The following is a 20,844-nucleotide window of genomic DNA, read 5'->3' as shown; positions in this document are numbered from 1 at the left end:
ACGCTATTTAAAGCAAACGAGGTTTATGTCGGTGTTAGGTACCGCACAGCACGCCAACACCTGACCTTGTGCTTTTTCACTGTCTTGAATTGCGGGGGCATCGGCTTGGTGCACGGAACCTGATATAACGGTGCATTTACACGCTCCGCAGAATCCGGCTCTACAGCTGTTGGAGATGGAAAGACCAGCAGCTTCGGCTTGCTCAAGGATAGTGCTCTGGTTGTCACCCTCAAATACCACTCCATCTAGGCAAACTTTAACCTTTTTATAGGGCGGCAAAGGGGCTCTTGAAATACCAAAGGTTTCTTGGTGATATTGTTCTTCTCTTAGTCCGTTGGTTAGCATTAATTTTTTAATATTTTCCATGAAGCCACTAGGCCCACAAACAAAGACTTGTCGTGAGCTAAAGTCTAGAATTTGCTTCAAATGGGAAAGATTAAACCGCCCTGCTTGTCCTGGCCAATGTTCTGATGGCTTGCTGAGTAGGTAGGTAATGGTCACATTCGGGTGCTGCTTGCTGATGAGTCTCAGCTCTTGTTTGAAAGGTATATCATCTTCGGCCACGCATTGGTGATAGAACACGATGTCACGAGTATCATTTCTATCTGTTAAATCACGCAGTATTGACATCATAGGGGTTACCCCGCTACCCGCTGACAGTAATAATAAAGGGGCATTTGGCGCTTCTGAAAGGTGAAAACTCCCTTTTGGTTGGTCCGCGATAATTGTTCCCCCGGTTTGAAGATGATCAAGAAGCCAATTGGAGACTTTACCGCCATGGACTCGCTTCACCGAAATGGCCAAGCGCTCTGGGCGAGTTGGACTAGAGGAGAGGGTATAGGTTCGTTTTACGCGCTGATTATCGATCAACACTTCAATTGGAAGATGCTGACCAGCTTTGTAGCTTGGCGTGTGATCTGTCTTGGGCTTGAGCCAGAAGGTCTCAAAATCTTTTGCGACGGTTTCTCTGGCCACACAAATAAACTCTTGTTGCTTCGCATCGAGATCTTCGTAGCGTTCTTTGGCTTTATATTCAAGCACCTCAACGATGTCATTGGTTGAGATCATCCCTTCGTTTTTTGCGATAAGATTCTGGCCAAAAAATATTTTTCCATCCTCGTTGGCTCTAAAACGAGAGAAGGTCTTGAGTGGCTCCTTGTTTGCTCTGAATGTGCCTTGTTCAACATTGAGTGTGGTTAATATACAGCGCTCACAAGGTTCTACGGTTTCAAACTCCACGTCACCGATTTTAATCCGCTTCCATGAATCTTCGATAAAAGGCTCATCGGATTGAACGACCAGATTGGTACGAAACTGCGCCATGTTATGTACCTCACTACTTCGCCTATTGAGCTCATCCAACGAGGCGGAACTAATGAGCAATAGTGGAAAGCCATCAGCAAAACTGACGGGCTGGGCCGTGTTTTCTCTTATCCGGTTGGACTGTTCCCCTGTGAAGATGAGTGTCACTCGTTTGCCTATTACCTTACTGAACCAATCATCCGCTTCATCGGTCGTCGTATAAGCAGAAAAGTGATCTCTCCATACGATTGCGTTGGTGTTGTGCATATTGAAATTAGCATAATGCAATTCAAGTGGAGGCATGCCGGGATAGGTAAAGACGATTCCCGTAGGTCGTAAGCTTGATGCCACCTTAACCATGTTCGGGTATTGACGTGCAGTGACCATCGTCGGGTACTTAGCATTCATTGCTCGGGAGTCACCCACTAGCATTAGCATAAAGCGGCGATCAAAACAGAGGCCTTGCTTTTCGACCCATGATGAAGACAGGGAAATTCCACCCGTGGACTTAACTGGGTAAACATTTATTTGAGAAAGTACAGTAGGATTGACCACAATGTGCCCTTTTAAAATGATGTTTTTGAGGAATGAAATAAAAAGTAGGCTGACGCTAAGAAAATGCCTATCCCAGCCTACAGAGCATAATCAATAGAAAGTATGATCGTTAGCTGCGACAGAATATGGCTTCATAACCGAAGACGCACACTTACTTAGGATGAATGTCGTCGAACCCAATACACTCGATATCGTTCTCTTTCAACCAGTTGGAAAACGCGTCACTGGTTAAGATCTCCCATTCTTTGTGTCGATGATGCGCATAACTAGACAGTTGCTCCAACTCTGCGCTGACTGAGTTAGCAGGGTGGCACATTAACTCAATGGTGCCATTCGGCATGGCTTGCTTGTAGGCAGTCAGTATGGCTTTTAGGTGTTCGATAGTGGCGCCTTCTGCAAAAAAGCCAGTGTCAAATGCATCTGGTGTAGGCACAGAAAGTCGATCTTGACCAAGAATAAAGGTATCGATCCGTCTTACCGGAAGGCCGATTTCATTCGCTGCTTGGACAAACCCCGCTTTTAGAGGCCGATATGCGCCAGCAAAATGATGGCTGTCGATGTGGCTGATTTCTAACCCTGCGTCTAGCGCGGCTTGATATTGTGCCAGTAACTCTCTTTTTATATCTTCAGCGGACACCTCTGACTTGCTAAATAGCGCTGTTCTCGAGAAAAAATTACCATTTTTGTCTACGAGAGTTGGTATGGCTTCAGGCTTGGAAATAGGCTTGCCTGATGTCACTGTAAAATGAAGCCCAACATGACGAATTAATCCGCTTTTGTAGAGTTGTATTGCGTGGTTTACCGCCGGCTGGTTCATCATGATGGTTGTGGATTTTACCGTTCCTGCGCGAAAACAGTCGGCAATACCTAAATTTACTGACTCTGTAAGACCAAAGTCATCTGCATTCAATATAAGTTTCATACGGCATAACCTGAATGATTAAAATGAATAATACTGGCATTAAGCATGATCACAGCAACTCTTTTCTGTAGTGACAGCTTCGAGCTTCTCTCTTACGCCAAACTAAGTATTTTTATGGTGGGTATTAGATTGATTAATTTATAATGTAATTTTTCGTCTAACAAACTAATATAATCCCAATATAAATTAACTGAGGTAATGCATGGGTGTGCCAGCTAACCAACAGCAACTCCTTTCGCTACTGTATACATTCAGTGTGGCTGCTCGTCATTTGAGCTTTACCGATGCCGCTGAAGAGCTTTTCTTAACGCAAGGAGCGATCAGTCAGCGAATAAAAAAGCTTGAGGGGTTACTTAAATTCAACTTGTTTATCCGAAAAACAAGAAGGCTAGAACTTACACCAGAGGGGAGGAGGGTATTAACTACACTCAATAGTTCGTTCGAATCTATCTTTTCCGTATTATCCGATATCCAAACGGGGGAACTTACTGGCGATTTATACATAGCCACCTCACCTTATTTTGCTTCGGCATGGTTGATCCCTCGCTTACCCTCACTTCGGCGGCAATACCCAAGTTTAAGTATTAAGTTGCAGACGAAGCAGAACCAATCTGATTTTCAGTTTGAACCATACGATGTAGCTATTTTTTATAGCGAAGGGCGTTACCCCAATCACTATAGTGAACGACTTTTTTCTGGCATCAGGACTCCAGTATGCAGCGCCTCTTATGCTCAAGAACTTAACCTTCATAGTGGAATTGAGTCACTTTCTCGGGTGAATTTTATTCATAGGGGGGATACGAGTGCATGGCAGTATTGGCTAGATGAAATGGGGGCCAATATTGACTGTAAGAAAAAATGTGACTTTTACAGTGATAACCGCCTAGCAATGGAGGCAGCAGAGTTATCTCTAGGGGTCTTTCTAGCACGGCTAGAGTTTGCTCTTCCCTTAATTAATGCAGGAAAGCTGGTGGCACCTTTTCCAAGGATTGAATCAGGGAAAGGCTACGACCTGGTATGTCCTAAGGGGATGGAAACAAGAGCAAAATTTCAAGCCTTCTCTCGTTGGATTCACGCTGAGGTGAATAGTAAGAATAATCATATAGGCTAATGGGATGGAGCAGTAGAGCCTTGTTCGCTATAAACTAAAGAAGCCTAGCATCGCTGCTAGGCTTTGAGTTGGGAATAATGAAATCAACGATTTCTTGTATGTAACAAAAAAGCACAAATCGTTGCGGCGACACCGCACAGCGTCAAGACTAATCCCAGCGACTGCATGGCTCCAGCCAGACCTAGTCCTATACTTAGCAACAAGTAATAAGCTAGGCCAAATAATGCGCCAGCGCTCCCCGCAACCTCTTTGTAATCGACTAAAGCTTGGCTCAAGATATTTGGTATTGCGATACCAAATGAGATCACAACGCCCATCATAGGTAACAAGAACCACAGTGATGATTGAGTCAGCCATACCGCTGTTCCACAAATGAGCGCGATACCAACGGCGAGTTTGGTCAGTGCCATGGGTGACCATCCCTTATTGAGAAGGTGCTTATTCATCATGCTACCAATAAATGTCGCCATAGCAAGCACTACACCGGAGTAGCCAAAGTCTTTTGCTGTCATACCAATATCTGAAAACAAAAATGGTGCGAGGCTGTAATACCCAAACAACATTGAGTTGAAAATAGCAACCAGTAAGGCGTTTAGCCAAAGTGTTGAGTCTTTTGACATTCGCTTTATCAAGGGCCACATCTGTACCTTAGAGGTTGTCATAGGCCTAGTTTCAGGTAACCCCCATACTGCTATGAGCAATAGAACCATTGCGAGTAGCATCAAACCACTGAAAACACCGACATAGCCATAGTATTCAGCAAGCAACCCACCGCTCAATAGGCCTATGACAGGGCTAATTGAGAGAGCAACCCCCATGACGGAGAATACTTTTGCTAATTCAGAGCCATCATAGCAATCACGCAGCATCGTCTGAGTAATGACCGAACCCACTGCGGCACCAAATGCAGAAATGACACGCGCCAACAACAATATTTCAAACTTGTTTGTGACTAAAGCGAGTAGTGCACCAAGTCCATACGTCAGTAAACCTGCAAGCATAGCTGGGCGTCTTCCGATTAAGTCACTTAGCCTTCCCCAAAACACCACTCCGATAGCAAATGCTAAAAAGTAGACGGAAAGTGTTTGAGATGCTTTAGCATCGCTAACATTAAACTGATGAGCTATATCAGTAAGAGCTGGACTGTAGATTGTCTCCACGATTTGTGGAAACATCATTAATACCACCGCTAGCCATAGAGGCGGAACTTTAGAAATCATAATAACCTCCATTAATTAAGTGGCGGCCATTGTAAAGTTTCGCTTAAAGCTCTGTTATAATAATTAAGACTAAATACATCAAAAATAGGACATTATGGCAATCATTCATCCGCAGCAAGATTTTAATCCTGATTTAATCGATGCCATGGTTGTAGGTGTGGCCTCAAAGCTCGCAGTGCATGACTCTGGCCCACATACGCATCGATCTCACCAGCTGCTGTTTGCTCAAGCAGGGTGTATGAGTATTGAATTGGATCAGCGGATATGTCTGCTTCCTCCTAGCCGCGCTGTTTGGATTCCTGCTGGGATGGTACACAGAGTGTTAATGACTGGTGTCGTTGAGTACCGTTCACTTTACTTCTCGCTTGACACTGTGTTGCCTGACTTTGATAAGGTCCAGATAATGGAGGTCAATCCTTTACTGAGAGAGCTGATTGAAAGGATGGCTCATTGGCAATGGGATATGCCCGTGGGTGACCAAAAAACGGTACTTGCTCTTTTTTTGGAAGAAATAAAGAGCGCACCACGCGAATATTGGCAGTTAAAAATGCCGAAACATCCGAGGTTACAAACTTGGTTATCAGACCTTAAACAAGATCATTTGTTACCTGAACAACTCAACATATTCTCTAAACAAATTGGAATGAGTACGAAGACGGTCAGCCGTATTTTCAAAGCTGAGACGGGCATGAGTTACCAAGCTTGGCGTCAGCAATGGCGGTTACTTAAAGCAATGAATTTATTAGCCGATCACTTACAAGTTAACCAAGTCGCTGATAAATTAGCCTTTTCAAGCGATAGTGCTTTTATCAGTTTTTTCAAAAAACACACAGGCCATACGCCACTCCATTATCAAAATAATGAGTAAGCGGGCGCGAGAAAGAAAATCATACATGACTGCTCGCCCCGTTTAGAGTGAGCGCTTGCCCAATATGGATTCAAGTTCATCTTTTGGCATTGCTCGATAAAATAACCAACCCTGTGCTTTGGGGCTGTCACAAAGCTGTTTGATATGTGCCAGCTCCGATGGGTGCTCAATGCCCTCAAAAATGAGCGGTTTATTCAATTGGTTTATCATTACAATAATATGTGTAACCAACTCTCGCTTGAGATCATTGGATAGAGATTGTGTAAAAATACGGTCTATTTTTATCTCGCTAAAATCTATTTCCGTCAGCCACACCAAGTTTGCTAACCCTGTCCCAAAATCGTCCAGAGCCACAATAAAACCGAGTCCTTTCGCTTTTTGTGAAAATGCCCTCAGGTAAGGAATATCCAGTTCCACTCTTTCAGTAATCTCAAGTTTAATTTGGCTAGGGTTAATCCCCTTTGAGTCCACTTTATCGATCAGGGAATCAAGGTAGTCCAAGTGAAGTATCTCGTAAGATGAAACATTCAACGCGAGGAAAAACGAGGAGTCCGAACGTAGCAGGGCTTCCATCTCTGATAATGCGGTATCGACGATGAATTCAGACAATTGAGCATAAAGTGATAGCTCCTCAGCCATCTGAATGACAAATTCTGGCGATACATGGCCTAGTCGTTCATCGTGCCATCTAAGTAGCGACTCAACTCCGACAATATGTTCAGATCGGGCATCAACAATAGGTTGGTAGGCTAAATGTAACCGCTTATGCTTGAGAGCTTCTTGAAATCGATGCTCCATGGAGGCACGTCGCTTTTGAACGGAAGCCCACCAATAAGTGAGTAAGGCACTGAGCAAAGCGCATATCAGAACCACGACAATGAGCGCGGGAGCTGATAAATACAAGATACCAGAACGCTTGTTATTTGTGTCTATACAAATAGGCAATGTGTCACTGCATTGTTGAATCTGTTGATATAGGAAAGGTAGCTCAAAGGCTTCTGAGTCGAGGGCTTCATACGAAGCAAGAGTCTGAGACGGGCCTTGGGATAAAATGCGATAAGAAAAATCAGGAGCCAATCGCGAATACTGAGCATAGAAATCCAGTGATGCAAATGCAGCAATGGAGCCTACTCTAAAGGCAACCAAAGGTAAATCTGCCGGAAAAAGGTTGTTAGTATCTGTATAAATTTGCAGCGCTGAAGTCTCTTGGCTTTGTTTATCAATCAAAGGAGGAGGTGAATCTAAGAGACCCCAGTTGGCGGTGCATACGAGTGTGTCTTTATCGATCAAACCAATGTCATAGACAAAATAATGGTAATTCGCGAGAAGTTGAAACTCATCAATGCTAGCAGAAGAGCATTGCTCAAGTGGCTTTTCTTGAGCTTCATCGATAGCCGTCATCACATCCTGCACAACACGTTCAGTATGGGCGAGTAACCTTTCAGTAAATGCTGACTGCTTGGACAGTTGAAATTGCATAATAGAAAAATTAGCCAGTGCAAGCAGCACCAAAAATGTCACCGTCGCAATGCTTAGTATTAAAGTGCGCATCGTGTTTAGTGACATAGTTTACCTCGTTTCTTCGTGTTAATGATTGAGTGTATCGCTTGTAAGCCAATGCTATTTAAGCTGGGCAGCCCCCCAACTATGTTGGGAAGCTTTGAATGTCTCAATAACGGTGACACGAAACTGGTGTCCTGAATACGTCATTGATGCGCATAACTTGAGTCCTGATGATTTTAGGCCTGCAAGCAGTTGATCTCAATATGTAGTCGGAAATGTTTTATCATACGTAAACCGAGATTTTATGTTACTGATTGGGTTGTGGGTAGGTATTAGGCGAGACAAACGCAGGAGAGGTAACGGTTATCTCATGTTTTCCTTCTTTATAGTTGAATTCAATAAACCTAGACGTCCAACCGACGGTATTTGTCACTTTGGGTAGAGTAAAGGTACATTTTTTCTCATCACAGCGGCCTTTTATCGTATTGGCGCTGTACCTAATGTTGGTAGGGAATATGCGAAAATCACGCCCATTGGGGTTGTATGCAGACCAAAGTGTCGCTTGCTTTTCTGGAACAAAATCTGTCGTGATTACGATATGTTTTTTGTCGTATCTCCATGTCACTGAGGGATAAGAGTGATTATCAAGGAACATAGCGTAGTACTCATTAAGAGCCGTGCTGATGATTTTGGAATCAATCGAATGTGATTGATTGGGTAATATTCGAACCATGTTTTCACCTGGCAGTTTATCAATGTATTGAAGCAGAGAGCCTGGAGTAAAAAAGTCATCTGATGAGGCATTGATAATATATTTTGGAATGGAAAGTCGATCTGCGTATTCAGGTAAATTTGAGTAAGCAAGGGGGTCCTCAATACGCATCAATTTAGTGAAGTTTGGCGTATCAATTCTATCGACTACGCCTTGAGATACGTAATCATGAAACGCAATTGGCCAGTCCCCAATGCTGTCATGAATGTGGCGAATGTTATCGTCGGTATTTAAAATATCAGCGGCAATTGGAACCAGCCCGCTGACGCGAGTGTCAACCAGTGACGTTAACCATGCTACCCACCCTCGTTTGCTTGCTCCTGCTAATACGAAGTGTTCAGGTTTCGTAAAGCCTTGATTCCTTGATGCTTCTTGCACAGCGTTCATTGCTTGAACAACCGACTTAACCATGGGTAAGTGTGCAGACCAATAGGCATTGTTTGCTGGATCATCCATATAACGATTCCAGCTATAAGCCACTATGCTATCTTCCTTTCTCGGTATTCCATCGTTAAAAAACAAATACTGGTTCGGCACATCATGTAGATCCACAACTATCGAAGCGTTGTTCAAGGCAATCTCTTGTAAAGCTAAGGACTCTGGCTGAGGGTTCCCGTGAGCGTCTTGAGGAACATTAGTGCCGCCATTGATATACAGTAAAGCCTGATGGTGCTTAATGGTGTGAGGGACATAAATGATAAGAGTATGTTCCCATTCTTTACCAATGTTCTCTATAGGCGTATTTGGCCAGTATTGGCTAATTAGCTTGAAGTAATGGATATCGATAGAATCTTTTGCTTCCGACTTGATTAGCTCAATGCTAGCCATGTTCTGTGATGGCTCTGAAAGAAAGCATTGCAATACATTTTCTGGTTTGTCGTTGAGCGAATGTGGGGCACATATGTCCTGCGCTGCTGCGGGGAGGACGACAATACTGAGTAGTGTACAGATGAAGTGATGAGCACTTAAAGTGCTCAATCTTTGAATCTTGAACATGCATGTATTCCTATAAGTTGCGACACAATGGGTAGTTCACGGCAGAGAGTCGACTAGATAGTAAAAGGAACACTTGCATTATAACTATCAGATAAATCTTATATTTTTCGTCCGAAGGTTTAAGTCTTGGCCTTCTGTCGTACCCCGAATGAAGAGATACGTGAGCAGATTTGACACAGCAGATTGTGCTCAAGAGTGAATTATGATTGTTGGCTTATAGGAATTGACCTAACCTGCCAATTAAACCGTGGCACTCTTCAGCTGTTCGAATGTTGGTAAAACCAAGAATTAGGCTTGGGTGCGTTGGCTTTGAAGAGCACTGTGACAGCGCTTGAGCAAATAACCCGGCTTGCATCATCTGGCGAGAGAGCGCTAGATCATCACACTTAGGGTCATTTAACCTTGCTATCATATGCATTCCCCCCGGTTGGGGCTCAATAGATAGCTTGTGGCCTAGGATTTTGGTGAACAGCTCAGATGTTAATTCTCGCCGTTCGCGATATAGCTTTCTCATCCGTTGAATATGGCGAGGAAAGTGACCTTCTTGCATGAAGGTAAGAATACAGTTTTGTGTAAAAGTTGGGACGTTTCCAGCGAATAACTCTGCATATTGTTCAAATTGAGAGACCTGACTTGGTGGAACTACTATGTATGCCACTCTCAAGCTTGGGAAGAGAACTTTACTGAAAGTACCCGAATAAATCACTCTGTCATGAGTATCTAAACTTTTTAAAGCGGGTAGGGGCTGCCCTGTATGGCGGTACTCTCCGTCATAGTCATCCTCTATAATCCAGCTTTGATTGCTCACCGCCCAGTTTAATAGCATCTGTCGTCTTTGTAGTGAAAGTGATACACAGGTCGGGCTTTGATGCGCTGGTGTGACAATGAGTGCTTTCACTTTACTGTTGACTGGAAGAGCTAGTCCTTCCTCGTCAACAGGAATCGGTTCAGGGTGAAATCCACTGCTTACCAGTACCTGACGAGTTAGCGGGTAACCGGGGTCTTCAATGCCAATATAAGAGTGTGTTTTGAGCAGTACGTTAGTGATCCAGCGAATTGAATTGACATAACCTGATGTAATAAAAACCTGTGCCGGGTGGCACTCAACACCTCGGTATAACTGCAGATATTGGCTTATTGCGCCTCTTAAATCCGGCAGCCCGCAGGTTGGAGGATAGGCAAGGCTGCTTTTGTGTGTGTTCCTCGCACATCGCGCCGAAATTCTTGACCAAGTGTTGATAGGAAAGGCATCTAAAGCGGGAATGCCTAGGTGAAACGGTAAAATATCAGAGTGATCGTTCTCTAAATTGAGCTGAGAAGGTGGAGTTGATGGATTCCCTTTAGCTGGGGTCAATAGTTGATGACTGACGACAGTGCCAGCCTGCCCTTTCGCCTCGAGGTAACCTTCCGCTTTAAGTAATGCATAGCCTTCTTCGATTGTCCCTCGTGAAACTCCCATTTCTTTCGCAAGTGCGCGAGCCGAAGGTACTTTCTCACCCGGTTTTAGTATCTGTTGTAAAATCGCGTCGAGAATACGCCGATACACACGCTTATATGCAAATTGTTTTGGTTTTTTCATTACTATATGGACCATAAAAAAAGATAACTTATGGTTCTTAAACTGAACCATTGCCTCTTATAACATACTAAGTAAAGCAGCAGCAATTACCCTGTTTTTTGGGAGAAATATATGAATATCCTGCTAGTTAACAGTAGTCCTAGAAAGCTTCAAGCATGTACGTATCAATTGGCGCAACTTATTATTCAGCAGATGTCTGAGAAGGTAGACGTTGAAGTGGTTGAAGTCGATACAGCAACCTTGCCTCATCTTGATGCTGATTATGCTAAGGCACTGAGTACGCCTGACCTCATGTACGATGAATCAAGCGGTAGTTTATCATTGTCGAATCAATTAATTGCCCAGCTAAATAAAGCTGATCTCATTATTATTGCATCACCAATGCACAACTTTACTTTACCTTCCAGTCTTAAATGCTGGGTGGACCATGTGGTGAGGGCTGGAAGGACATTTGAGATTACAGACACTGGCAAGCGTGGTTTGCTAATCGATAAACCTATTTATGTTCTTGTGTCTGCGGGCGGAAGGTTTTCTGGGAAAAATGCTTATCAGCCAGATTTCTTTACTCCGTACCTGACAGAAATTATGGCTACAATAGGGTTAAAAGATATTAAGTTCTTCACCATTGAAGGGACTGCTACAAACCGCGAAACCGTACAAGAACAAATTGATTTACTGCAAAAACAATTAAAAGACCATTTAGAAAGGACTGAAATATCAAGAGAGATGTTTGTCGCGACTTGATGGTAGTTGCTGACTAAGACATTGATACTTTCTAGTAGTATCGTCGTATATCTCTGAGTTATGTTTTTTTAAGAGTCGTCTGATTGTTGTAAGTGAGACATATCGATAAATTAGCTCTGCATTCTGGGTCTTCCCTGTAACCCTTAATGTGATTAACTAAGGTTAGTTTGAGCCTCATTCATTGTTTTGTGTGAGGCTTTTTTTATTGTTTCTCTTCAAAGATTATTGATGGTTGGTTGTCATTTATTAACTCGATGCCATGTAGGGTGTGAACCTAAAACACACAACGGCAATGTACTCAGTTTTGATTTTAGAGGAAATATAAGAGTATGAAATCACGTATGAATTATTACACCACAGCTCCGGAAGCGATGAAAATTCTGATTGGACAAGAAGAGTATTTACGTGAGCAATTTAAAACATCTGAAACTCTTACAGTTCATTTATGGGAGTTGATTAAGCTTAGAGTGTCTCAGATGAATCAATGTGCGTACTGTGTGAATTTGCATAGTAAAGATGCGCTTGACCAAGGAGAAAGTGTGGAACGATTGATCGGCCTTAGTGCATGGCGTGAAATGCCTTTTTACGATCATGTCGAATCGATAGCACTTGATATGGCAGAAGTTCTGACCCTAGGGCAATCATTGGAAGACGACAAATACAGCCAAGCAGTGGAAATTTTGGGTGATAAAGCGGTAGTCGATTTAGTTGTAGCGATCAACGCCATTAATAGCTGGAACCGGATAGCGAAAACGTTCAAACCGCAAATAGCAAAGAAATAAACAAGATAGGCTGAATGCAATGAATAGACGCGGATGAATCCGCGTCTTTCACTTTTTGAGCCCGAAATCTACATCTTGGACGGACTAAATAGCAGGGCTGAAAAGTGAAATTTGTGTGAGTACCCTGACGAGCTTATTAATTGATTGAAAGCTCATGGTCGACGGCTATTCACGATAGGTTGTCAGTGAGTTTTCCAAGTCAATAATTGTGCATCGAATAGAAAGCATTTGCATTGCCGCGCCCGGAGAGAGCTTTCTGATAAAGCTAACGGCTTGATGTAGATCCTCGGGTGATATTTTTAAATCGTTTTTGATACGTCCATCATTGGTCATGTCAGTGTCCACGACGCTTGGACACAGACAACAGACCTTGATACGAAATGGTAGGCACTCATCATATAGGGAGCGGCTGTAACTCACTATGGCGGCTTTAGTCGCGGAGTAAATAGCAATTTTAGATACTGGTTCTAAACCTGCAGTAGAACCAAGGTTGTACACCTCACCAAATCCTTGAACCTTCATCTTTTCAACCACCATATTACAGATCAAAATATTAGAGATAATGTTGGTATTTATGAGTTCAGTGAGATCATTTAATGAAACTTGAGTATTCCCTGATTTCAATATTCCAGCACAATTGACCATCACATCAATTTTTTCATAGCGAGATAATAGTGACTTTATGGATTGCTGAATGTCCGATGGATTACGAAAATCAACCGAGACAGTTTCAATCTCACAGTAAGGATACCGTGACAGAATGTCGCTTTTCGCTTTACTTAGATTATCTGGATTGTTCGCGACAAGAATAAGAGAGAAATGTTGCTTTGCGAAGTATTCCGCTATGCTTTTCCCAATGCCTCTACTTCCTCCAGTTATAAGTGCATATTGATGCATCCTTTCTCCAGTCATTACTTGAGTATCTAGGCCAAAGGATACAAGTTCGAGATGTTTTTTTTCTTAGGAATTATCTGACTTTTCAATGAACTTAGGCAATCGAGCGTTCATATTTTCCTTCACATTAAAGTTGGAGTTGATTGAACGGTTCTCTTATGTACCAGAATGGTTGTTGATGAGAAGCGTATGTAGCCAGTAAGAGCAACCTCATGCTTCCCGATTTCCTTAGGTACATCGCCTTGTTATGAAAAGGGATAATGAGATTTTTGTTCTCGCTCATTAATTGAGCGTTTTGATTTTTATAGATCTAATGAATTTACTTGATTAGAACTCTAATGAAAGATTTTCCTCAAATACATCGATATCGAGTTAAGTGTCTAAGCTTGTGAGGGTGTAAATTCATTTCTGTATTTTGCTTTATTTGTTAAATTCACATTAAGATATTGATTTAAATTGTTTTTGTTTTGTGTTTTTGTTTCCATTTACCTGGCGATAACAACGAAAATAACTTCGACTTGGGGGAATAGACTGAAGAAATCATCATCACTATTTCTGTGAAAGCTAAGTGGTATTTGTCGGATAATTAAAAAAATAGTTTGAGTGCTAACTAATTTTCTGGCATTTTATATTTAATTGAACGTTCAATTAAAAAAGGAAAGAGTCATGCCTAAGGTAGGGATGCCAGAAGTCAGAAGGCCTCAGCTCGTTCAAGCCACAATGGCGGTGATTGATAGAGTTGGGTTGCACGCAGCGAGTATTTCGTTGATCAGTAAGGAAGCGGGAGTCTCGACTGGAATCATCAATCACTACTTTGGCGGCAAACAAGGTTTGCTGGAAGAAACAATGCGAGAAGTGCTTCGGCAGCTTTCGCTTACCGTGACGGAGCGCCTTAAGAAACTGCCTACCAGCGCACATCAGCAACGTATTAACGCGATTATTGATGGAAACTTTGTTGGTTATCAGGCTGAGAACAAAGTGGCCAAAACTTGGCTCGCGTTTTGGGCTTACTCAGTACATGAACCTCAGCTCAAGCGCTTACAGCGTGTCAATGAGAAGCGCCTTTTATCGCACCTTCGGATAGAGTTGAAAGCGCTATTTGACAAAGAGCAAGCGGAAATTATCGCGCATGGCATCGCAGCATTGATTGATGGCATCTGGCTGCGAGGCACGATGAACCCTCATGGCATTGATGCTGATAAAGCCCGGTTAATCATCAATGATTACCTGGATAAGCAGCTCACTTTTTATTCACAAAAATAACGAAAAGTCAGAACTATCAAATGGATATGAAATCACTATACATCGATGGTAACGCCTGTAAGGCGACATCGGGTGAACACTTTACTACTTACAACCCCGCGAATGGAGAACCATTGGCTGAAATTGGGCAAGCTAGCCAACAGGATCTGGATCGGGCCATTGAGTCGGCAAAGCGAGGCTTCAGAGTTTGGTCTTCGATGTCACCCATTGAGCGTAGCCGCATACTGCTTAAAGCAGTGGCTATATTACGCGAGCGAAATGATGAATTAGCCGCTCTAGAAGTAGCAGACACTGGCAAACCTATTCAGGAAGCGATTGAAGTCGATATCACAACGGGCGCAGATGTGATCGAATATTACGCAGGTCTTGCTCCTAGCATGCAAGGTGAGCAGCAACCTTTGAGCGAGAGCCAGTTTTTCTATACGCGGCGTGAACCTTTGGGGATTTGTGCCGGCATCGGTGCTTGGAACTATCCCATTCAGATTGCGATGTGGAAATCGGCCCCTGCACTGGCCGCAGGTAACGCTATGATCTTCAAACCTTCAGAAGAAACACCACTGACTGCTTTAAAGTTGGCGGAGATATTCACTGAAGCAGGGCTACCCGATGGTGTATTTAACGTTGTTCAAGGCGATCACCGTGTAGGACAAATGCTTACGGCACACCCTGACATTGCAAAAGTATCATTCACGGGTGAATCAGGTACTGGCAAACTGGTTATGGCGGACAGCGCTAAAACGCTGAAGCAGGTCACCATGGAGTTAGGTGGCAAGTCACCAATGATTATTTTTGACGACGCCAAGTTAGACCATGCGGTATCAGCGGCAATGGTAGCGAACTTCTATACCCAAGGCGAAGTGTGTACACATGGTACACGAGTCTACGTTCATGAAGATATTTATGATGCTTTTGTTAGCCAATTAAAACAAAGAACAGAAAAACTGGTGGTGGGTGATCCAATGGATATGGGCACTCAAATCGGTGCGCTGATCTCCAAAGAGCACCTAGGTAAAGTTTTGAATGCCATCGAAGAAGCAAAGCACAGTGGTGCCACTCTTCTAACTGGCGGTGAACAGTTAACGCATAACGGTCTTGAAAAAGGCAATTTTGTTGTGCCGACTGTTTTTATTGATTGCTCTGATGATATGCCACACGTCCAGAACGAAATCTTTGGGCCAGTGATGTCTGTACTCAAGTTCTCAGATGAACAAAATGTTATCGAACGAGCCAATGATACAACCTACGGCTTAGCTGCTGGCGTGTTTACACAAGACCTTTCTCGTGCCCATCGAGTGATTCACCAACTACAAGCGGGAATTTGCTGGGTAAACACATGGGGTGACTCACCTGCTGAAATGCCTGTGGGCGGCTATAAGCACTCAGGTATTGGTCGCGAAAACGGTCCTGAAACGCTTCGTCACTACACCCAGACAAAGAGTGTCCTAATCGAGCTGGGCGATTACGTCAGCCCTTACGCTTAAGCAGCAACGGAGAAAAAAATGGAGCAAAGCTACGATTATATCATCGTTGGCGCGGGTTCGGCTGGCTGTGTTCTGGCGGATCGGCTTTCTGAAAGTGGTGAACATCAGGTGCTTCTATTAGAAGCCGGTGGCACAGATAAGAGTATTTTTATTCAAATGCCGACCGCACTTTCTTATCCGATGAACACCGAAAAGTATGCTTGGCAATTTGAGACGGTTGCTGAAGATGGCCTAGATGGACGTAAGCTACATTGCCCTCGCGGCAAAGTGCTTGGCGGAAGCTCTTCAATCAATGGCATGGTTTATGTTCGAGGACATGCTTGTGATTTCGATGAGTGGGAAGAGAACGGAGCCAAAGGCTGGAATTATCAATCTTGCTTGCCGTACTTCCGTCGCGCAGAGTCTTGGAAAGGCGGAGAGGATAAATACCGTGGAGGTGAAGGGCCAGTCGGTACCTGTAACGGTAATGACATGACGCTTAACCCATTGTATCAAGCTTTTATTCAAGCTGGCAAAGAAGCGGGTTACCCGGAAACTGCCGATTACAACGGTTATCAGCAGGAAGGTTTTGGCGCGATGCATATGACAGTGGATAAAGGTGTACGAGCATCCACGTCTAACGCCTACTTAAGGCGCGCTCTAAAACGCAAGAATTTGACGCTGCTTAAAGGTGTAGTTGTTCATAAAGTTTTGTTGGAAAACAAAAAAGCCATAGGTATCGAGTTCGAGCGTTCGGGTAAAGTAACGAAAACCTTTGCGAAAAAAGAAGTCATTTCTAGCGCAGGATCCATTGGCTCAGTGCAATTACTTCAATTGTCTGGAATTGGACCAAAGGCCGTACTCGAGCAAGCGGGAGTAGATGTAAAGCACAACCTACCGGGAGTCGGTGAGAACCTGCAAGATCATCTTGAAGTTTACTTCCAATATCATTGCCAGCAACCCATCACTTTGAACAGCAAGCTCGGCTTGGTGAGTAAAGGTATGATTGGGGCGGAGTGGATCCTGACACGCAAAGGTTTAGGGGCGACTAATCACTTCGAATCTTGTGCGTTCATTCGCTCACGCAAAGGGCTTAAATGGCCCAATATTCAATACCACTTTTTGCCTGCAGCAATGCGTTATGACGGGAAAGCTGCATTTGATGGACATGGCTTCCAAGTCCATGTCGGTCCTAATAAACCAGAAAGTCGTGGCCGGGTGGCAATCAAGTCTGCAGACCCGCAAGACAAACCCATGATTGAGTTTAACTACATTTCGACAGAGCAAGATCGACAAGACTGGCGAGATTGTATTCGCCTGACGCGTGAGATCCTCTCTCAACCAGCCATGGATATGTACCGTGGGAGTGAAATTCAACCGGGAGAGAGTGTCACCACTGACGCTGCCATTGATGAATGGGTTAAACAAAATGTGGAGAGCGCATATCACCCATCTTGTAGCTGCAAAATGGGTTCAGACGAAGACCCGATGGCAGTGTTGGATGAATATTGCCGAGTACGCGGTGTTGAAGGGCTGAGGGTGGTGGACTCGTCGATCTTTCCTACCATCCCTAACGGTAACCTGAATGCCCCCACCATCATGGTTGCGGAGCGAGCCGCAGATTTGATTTTAGGGAAGCCTTTGCTCAAAGAGGCTAAGTTACCGGTCTGGATTGCGCCAGATTGGCAAGAAAAACAGAGAACCGAGACACCAAAAAGAGACATATCTTCTGTCTCGTAAAGTCAGTAAATATTACAAGGAAAACATTATGTCTATGATGACAAAAACATTATCAACGGTCGCGCTGAGCGTGATGACAACGACGGCTTATGCTAATCAGTGTGAAACCGTTCGATTTGCAGATGTGGGCTGGACTGATATTACCGCTACAACGGCAGTAACCAGCGAATTACTCAAGGGGCTGGGTTATAAAACGAAAACCGACTTGCTCTCTGTTCCGGTCACCTATTCTTCTATGGCGAACGGTGATATCGATATCTTCCTTGGCAACTGGATGCCAACCATGGAGGGAGATATCGCTAAGTATCGTGAAGCTGGAACGGTTGAAACTGTACGAGCAAACCTTGAGGGCGCAAAATACACGCTAGCTGTACCCAAATATGTTTATGATGCGGGTGTGAAAAGCTTTGCAGACTTAGCAAAAAATGCCGACAAATTCAGAGAGCGTATTTACGGTATCGAGCCAGGCAATGATGGCAACCGTTTGATTCAGTCGATGATAGACAGTGATGCATTTGGCCTAAAAGGTTTCAACTTGGTCGAATCGAGTGAAGCGGGCATGGTCTCTCAAGTTTCCCGAGCGGTCCGTCGCAATCAGTGGATTGTTTATCTTGGTTGGGCGCCGCACCCAATGAACAATAACGTGGATATGGAATACCTTGACGGCGGTGATGACTTCTTTGGACCGAACTACGGCGGCGCCAACGTTTATACCAACGTACGATCTAACTACCTAAATGAGTGCCAAAATGTTGGTCAGCTCCTGAAGAACCTGAAGTTTAGCCTAGAGATGGAAAACGCTTTGATGGAAGAGATTCTGAATCAAAATGTTAAGCCTTCAAAAGCAGCATTGCAGTGGCTGAAAGACAATCCAGAACAAGTGAAAACTTGGCTTGATGGAGTCAAAACGCTTTCAGGTAGTGATGCAGCAGAAGCGGTATCAAGCTACGTTAAATCTAACGCATAACGTTATCTGGCGGGCAATCTTGCCCGCCAAGCAACCTAAGGTTTTATTGTGAATTTTATTACCAACAACAAAATCCCTTTCGGTGAATGGATGGAAACGGGTGTCGACTGGCTAACCATGAATGCAGCGGGCTTTTTTGACTCCATCTCATATTTTCTCGAAACTATTATCCTTTTTGTTGTCGACATCTTTAAATGGATGCCACCAGCACTACCGATTTTACTTACCGCTGCTATCGCTTGGTATTTACATCGTAGCATTCCATTGGTTTTGTTTATTATTGGTGCATTGCTAACCATTCTTAACCTCGGCTACTGGCAAGAAATGCTGGAAACCTTTGTCCTAGTGTTTGCTGCGACAACGATTTCCGTATTAATTGGCGTTCCATTAGGGGTAATGGCAGCGCATCGCGCTTGGCTGTATACCTTACTGCGTCCTATTTTGGATTTGATGCAAACTGTCCCCACTTTCGTTTATTTGATTCCAACCCTGGTTCTGTTTGGTTTGGGGATTGTTCCTGGGTTAATTTCGACCATTATTTTTGCTATCGCAGCTCCGATTCGTCTTACGTATCTTGGGATCATTAAGGTTCCAGAGGAGCTGATTGAAGCGGGTCAGGCATTTGGCGCGAGTAAGATGAAATTACTCTATAAAGTCGAGCTACCAGCGGCGTTGCCAAGCATTATGGCCGGTGTCACTCAGTGCATTATGTTGTCACTTTCAATGGTGGTAATTGCTGCACTAGTCGGCGCTGATGGCCTAGGTAAACCAGTGGTTCGGGCACTAAACACTGTGAATATCTCTCAGGGCTTTGAAGCCGGACTGGCCATTGTGCTGGTTGCGATCATTCTTGACCGCCTTTGTAAATCACCTAATCAGAAGGAAGTGTAATCATGGATGCGATTAAGATTCAGAACCTTGATGTTGTATTTGGTGATCAGCCGCAGAAGGCTTTGTCGCTGCTGGATGAAGGAAAAGTACGTCAGGAAATTATCGATCAAACAGGGCAAGTCGTGGGCGTTGATAACGTCACTATGAGTGTCAAAGAAGGCGAGATTTGCGTGTTAATGGGCTTATCTGGTTCAGGTAAATCAAGCCTACTTAGGGCGGTGAATGGTTTGAACTCTATCAGCCGTGGTTCATTGCAAATCAAGGATGGCGATAATCAGGTCGAGCTCTCTTCTTGTAATGAAGAAACGTTAAGACACCTTCGCACTCATAGAGTATCCATGGTATTTCAAAAGTTTGCTTTAATGCCATGGCTGACTGTGCTCGATAACGTTGCATTTGGCCTTGAAATGCAAGGAATGCCGAAAGCTGAACGAAGAGCAAAAGCACGTGAGCAGCTGGAAATGGTCGAGCTGTCAGACTGGGAGCAAAAATATCCGCATGAGTTATCTGGCGGGATGCAGCAGCGTGTAGGGCTGGCCAGAGCGTTTGCAATGAATACTGATATCCTGTTGATGGATGAGCCCTTTTCGGCGCTTGATCCTCTGATTCGTGCTCAATTGCAGGATGAGTTGATCCAGCTTCAGAAAAAGCTTAATAAAACCATATTGTTCGTCAGTCACGACTTGGATGAAGCACTTAAAATTGGTAATAACATTGCCATCATGGAGTCTGGTAAGCTGATTCAACATGGTAAGCCAGAGCAGATCGTACTCTCACCAGAAAACGATTACGTGAAAGACTTTGTATCGCATACGAATCCGCTTAACGTGTTAAAGGGCCGCTCACTAATGCAACCGGCGAGCGAACTAGAACAAGAAAACGCAAGATGGCAAATTTGCCCAACCCAAAAAGTGTGGGTCGAAGGGCGTGACAATCAGTTGCATCTTGATAGTGGCATCAATCTAAAGCTGGTGGATTGGCGCGATGATTCGATTGAGTTGAATGATATAAATAAAGAGTCCGTCGTGATTGCAAACCCAGACATAAGCATGAGAGAAGCGATTAAACTCAAGCAGAGAAGTGGCCAGCCCATTTTATTGGTTGAAAATGGTGAGCTGATTGGCGTTTTGGATGACAGCGACTTTTACGCTGGTTTGCTGGGAAAGCATACTAAACCTCAAGCTGCTTAAGTAGGCGTTAAAATTTTGTTATGAAGCCGCAGCACTTTATGCTGAGACATAAGTGCTGCTTTTTTTGGATAAGAATCTACGCGAT

17 protein-coding genes are annotated in these 20,844 nt (G+C 43.9%); 10 read left to right on the top strand and 7 right to left on the bottom strand.

Features of this window, described 5'->3' with window-relative positions:
- Positions 1 to 3: 3 nt before the first annotated feature.
- Positions 4 to 1,857, bottom strand: a complete 1,854-nt coding sequence (locus CTT30_RS20170; protein ID WP_252036791.1) for a hybrid-cluster NAD(P)-dependent oxidoreductase — start codon at positions 1,855 to 1,857, stop codon at positions 4 to 6.
- 151 nt (positions 1,858 to 2,008) lie between these two features.
- The gene (locus CTT30_RS20165) at positions 2,009 to 2,779 is read right to left on the bottom strand and encodes a carbohydrate deacetylase (RefSeq protein ID WP_252036790.1); all 771 of its coding nucleotides are present in this window, start codon (positions 2,777 to 2,779) and stop codon (positions 2,009 to 2,011) included.
- A 202-nt stretch (positions 2,780 to 2,981) separates the two neighbouring features.
- Here CTT30_RS20165 and CTT30_RS20160 point away from each other — a divergent pair, with 202 nt between their 5' ends.
- Positions 2,982 to 3,890 (top strand): LysR substrate-binding domain-containing protein, encoded by a 909-nt coding sequence (locus CTT30_RS20160; protein WP_252036789.1) that lies wholly within the window; start codon positions 2,982 to 2,984, stop codon positions 3,888 to 3,890.
- 83 nt (positions 3,891 to 3,973) lie between these two features.
- On the opposite strand, the gene CTT30_RS20155 is transcribed toward CTT30_RS20160, so the two are convergent.
- Positions 3,974 to 5,107 carry a multidrug effflux MFS transporter gene (locus CTT30_RS20155; protein WP_252037612.1) on the bottom strand — a complete coding sequence of 378 codons (1,134 nt, stop codon included), beginning with the start codon at positions 5,105 to 5,107 and terminating at the stop codon, positions 3,974 to 3,976.
- 97 nt (positions 5,108 to 5,204) lie between these two features.
- Here CTT30_RS20155 and CTT30_RS20150 point away from each other — a divergent pair, with 97 nt between their 5' ends.
- Complete coding sequence (locus CTT30_RS20150; RefSeq protein ID WP_239863883.1) at positions 5,205 to 5,978, top strand: AraC family transcriptional regulator; 774 nt, start codon at positions 5,205 to 5,207, stop codon at positions 5,976 to 5,978.
- Between the two features lie 42 nt (positions 5,979 to 6,020).
- On the opposite strand, the gene CTT30_RS20145 is transcribed toward CTT30_RS20150, so the two are convergent.
- The 3 genes from CTT30_RS20145 to pdxR all read right to left on the bottom strand — a co-directional run bounded on the left by CTT30_RS20145 (position 6,021) and on the right by pdxR (position 10,828).
- The gene (locus tag CTT30_RS20145; RefSeq protein WP_252036788.1) at positions 6,021 to 7,544 is read right to left on the bottom strand and encodes an EAL domain-containing protein; all 1,524 of its coding nucleotides are present in this window, start codon (positions 7,542 to 7,544) and stop codon (positions 6,021 to 6,023) included.
- Between the two features lie 244 nt (positions 7,545 to 7,788).
- The gene (locus CTT30_RS20140; RefSeq protein WP_252036787.1) at positions 7,789 to 9,249 is read right to left on the bottom strand and encodes a PhoPQ-activated protein PqaA family protein; all 1,461 of its coding nucleotides are present in this window, start codon (positions 9,247 to 9,249) and stop codon (positions 7,789 to 7,791) included.
- A gap of 214 nt (positions 9,250 to 9,463) precedes the next feature.
- On the bottom strand, positions 9,464 to 10,828 hold the full coding sequence (pdxR, locus tag CTT30_RS20135; protein ID WP_252036786.1) for a MocR-like pyridoxine biosynthesis transcription factor PdxR: 1,365 nt from the start codon (positions 10,826 to 10,828) through the stop codon (positions 9,464 to 9,466).
- A gap of 111 nt (positions 10,829 to 10,939) precedes the next feature.
- Here pdxR and CTT30_RS20130 point away from each other — a divergent pair, with 111 nt between their 5' ends.
- Together CTT30_RS20130 and CTT30_RS20125 are read left to right on the top strand one after the other, a co-directional pair.
- A complete protein-coding gene (locus CTT30_RS20130) occupies positions 10,940 to 11,572 on the top strand; it encodes an FMN-dependent NADH-azoreductase (RefSeq protein ID WP_239863888.1) in 633 nt (210 codons plus the stop codon).
- Positions 11,573 to 11,901: 329 nt separating this feature from the next.
- Positions 11,902 to 12,354 carry a carboxymuconolactone decarboxylase family protein gene (locus CTT30_RS20125; RefSeq protein WP_252036785.1) on the top strand — a complete coding sequence of 151 codons (453 nt, stop codon included), beginning with the start codon at positions 11,902 to 11,904 and terminating at the stop codon, positions 12,352 to 12,354.
- 165 nt (positions 12,355 to 12,519) lie between these two features.
- Here the strand turns inward: CTT30_RS20125 and CTT30_RS20120 are convergent, their stop codons facing one another.
- The gene (locus CTT30_RS20120; protein ID WP_252036784.1) at positions 12,520 to 13,251 is read right to left on the bottom strand and encodes an SDR family NAD(P)-dependent oxidoreductase; all 732 of its coding nucleotides are present in this window, start codon (positions 13,249 to 13,251) and stop codon (positions 12,520 to 12,522) included.
- Between the two features lie 663 nt (positions 13,252 to 13,914).
- Between CTT30_RS20120 and betI the strand changes: the two genes are divergently transcribed.
- Genes betI through choV form a run of 6 tightly spaced genes read left to right on the top strand, consistent with a single transcriptional unit; the run spans position 13,915 to position 20,759 of the window.
- Positions 13,915 to 14,511, top strand: coding sequence for a transcriptional regulator BetI (gene betI, locus CTT30_RS20115; RefSeq protein WP_239874531.1), 597 nt, complete (start codon positions 13,915 to 13,917; stop codon positions 14,509 to 14,511).
- A 20-nt stretch (positions 14,512 to 14,531) separates the two neighbouring features.
- A complete protein-coding gene (betB, locus tag CTT30_RS20110) occupies positions 14,532 to 15,992 on the top strand; it encodes a betaine-aldehyde dehydrogenase (RefSeq protein WP_252036783.1) in 1,461 nt (486 codons plus the stop codon).
- 18 nt (positions 15,993 to 16,010) lie between these two features.
- Positions 16,011 to 17,711 carry a choline dehydrogenase gene (gene betA / locus CTT30_RS20105; protein WP_252036782.1) on the top strand — a complete coding sequence of 567 codons (1,701 nt, stop codon included), beginning with the start codon at positions 16,011 to 16,013 and terminating at the stop codon, positions 17,709 to 17,711.
- A 28-nt stretch (positions 17,712 to 17,739) separates the two neighbouring features.
- A complete protein-coding gene (locus CTT30_RS20100; protein WP_252036781.1) occupies positions 17,740 to 18,678 on the top strand; it encodes a choline ABC transporter substrate-binding protein in 939 nt (312 codons plus the stop codon).
- A 48-nt stretch (positions 18,679 to 18,726) separates the two neighbouring features.
- Positions 18,727 to 19,569 carry a choline ABC transporter permease subunit gene (gene choW / locus CTT30_RS20095; RefSeq protein WP_239835282.1) on the top strand — a complete coding sequence of 281 codons (843 nt, stop codon included), beginning with the start codon at positions 18,727 to 18,729 and terminating at the stop codon, positions 19,567 to 19,569.
- 2 nt (positions 19,570 to 19,571) lie between these two features.
- Entirely contained in the window at positions 19,572 to 20,759 is a 1,188-nt protein-coding gene (gene choV / locus CTT30_RS20090; protein WP_239835281.1) for a choline ABC transporter ATP-binding protein, read from the top strand.
- The last annotated feature ends 85 nt before the right edge of the window (positions 20,760 to 20,844 follow it).

It is taken from the genome of Vibrio coralliilyticus (assembly GCF_024449095.1).
GTDB classification, from domain to species: Bacteria; Pseudomonadota; Gammaproteobacteria; order Enterobacterales; family Vibrionaceae; genus Vibrio; species Vibrio coralliilyticus_A.
The sequence above is the reverse complement of the archived record's forward strand: the minus strand, read 5'-3'. Positions and strand labels throughout refer to the sequence as shown.

Bases quoted from the DNA above. Each gene is read 5' to 3' on its own strand.
- betA (WP_252036782.1), top strand. From the start codon at position 16,011: ATGGAGCAAAGCTACGATTATATCATCGTTGGCGCGGGTTCGGCTGGC.
- CTT30_RS20100 (WP_252036781.1), top strand. From the start codon at position 17,740: ATGTCTATGATGACAAAAACATTATCAACGGTCGCGCTGAGCGTGATG.
- betI (WP_239874531.1), top strand. From the start codon at position 13,915: ATGCCTAAGGTAGGGATGCCAGAAGTCAGAAGGCCTCAGCTCGTTCAA.
- CTT30_RS20120 (WP_252036784.1), bottom strand. From the start codon at position 13,251: ATGCATCAATATGCACTTATAACTGGAGGAAGTAGAGGCATTGGGAAA.
- CTT30_RS20150 (WP_239863883.1), top strand. From the start codon at position 5,205: ATGGCAATCATTCATCCGCAGCAAGATTTTAATCCTGATTTAATCGAT.
- CTT30_RS20140 (WP_252036787.1), bottom strand. From the start codon at position 9,249: ATGTTCAAGATTCAAAGATTGAGCACTTTAAGTGCTCATCACTTCATC.
- CTT30_RS20130 (WP_239863888.1), top strand. From the start codon at position 10,940: ATGAATATCCTGCTAGTTAACAGTAGTCCTAGAAAGCTTCAAGCATGT.
- CTT30_RS20160 (WP_252036789.1), top strand. From the start codon at position 2,982: ATGGGTGTGCCAGCTAACCAACAGCAACTCCTTTCGCTACTGTATACA.
- CTT30_RS20125 (WP_252036785.1), top strand. From the start codon at position 11,902: ATGAAATCACGTATGAATTATTACACCACAGCTCCGGAAGCGATGAAA.
- pdxR (WP_252036786.1), bottom strand. From the start codon at position 10,828: ATGAAAAAACCAAAACAATTTGCATATAAGCGTGTGTATCGGCGTATT.
- choV (WP_239835281.1), top strand. From the start codon at position 19,572: ATGGATGCGATTAAGATTCAGAACCTTGATGTTGTATTTGGTGATCAG.
- CTT30_RS20165 (WP_252036790.1), bottom strand. From the start codon at position 2,779: ATGAAACTTATATTGAATGCAGATGACTTTGGTCTTACAGAGTCAGTA.
- betB (WP_252036783.1), top strand. From the start codon at position 14,532: ATGGATATGAAATCACTATACATCGATGGTAACGCCTGTAAGGCGACA.
- CTT30_RS20145 (WP_252036788.1), bottom strand. From the start codon at position 7,544: ATGTCACTAAACACGATGCGCACTTTAATACTAAGCATTGCGACGGTG.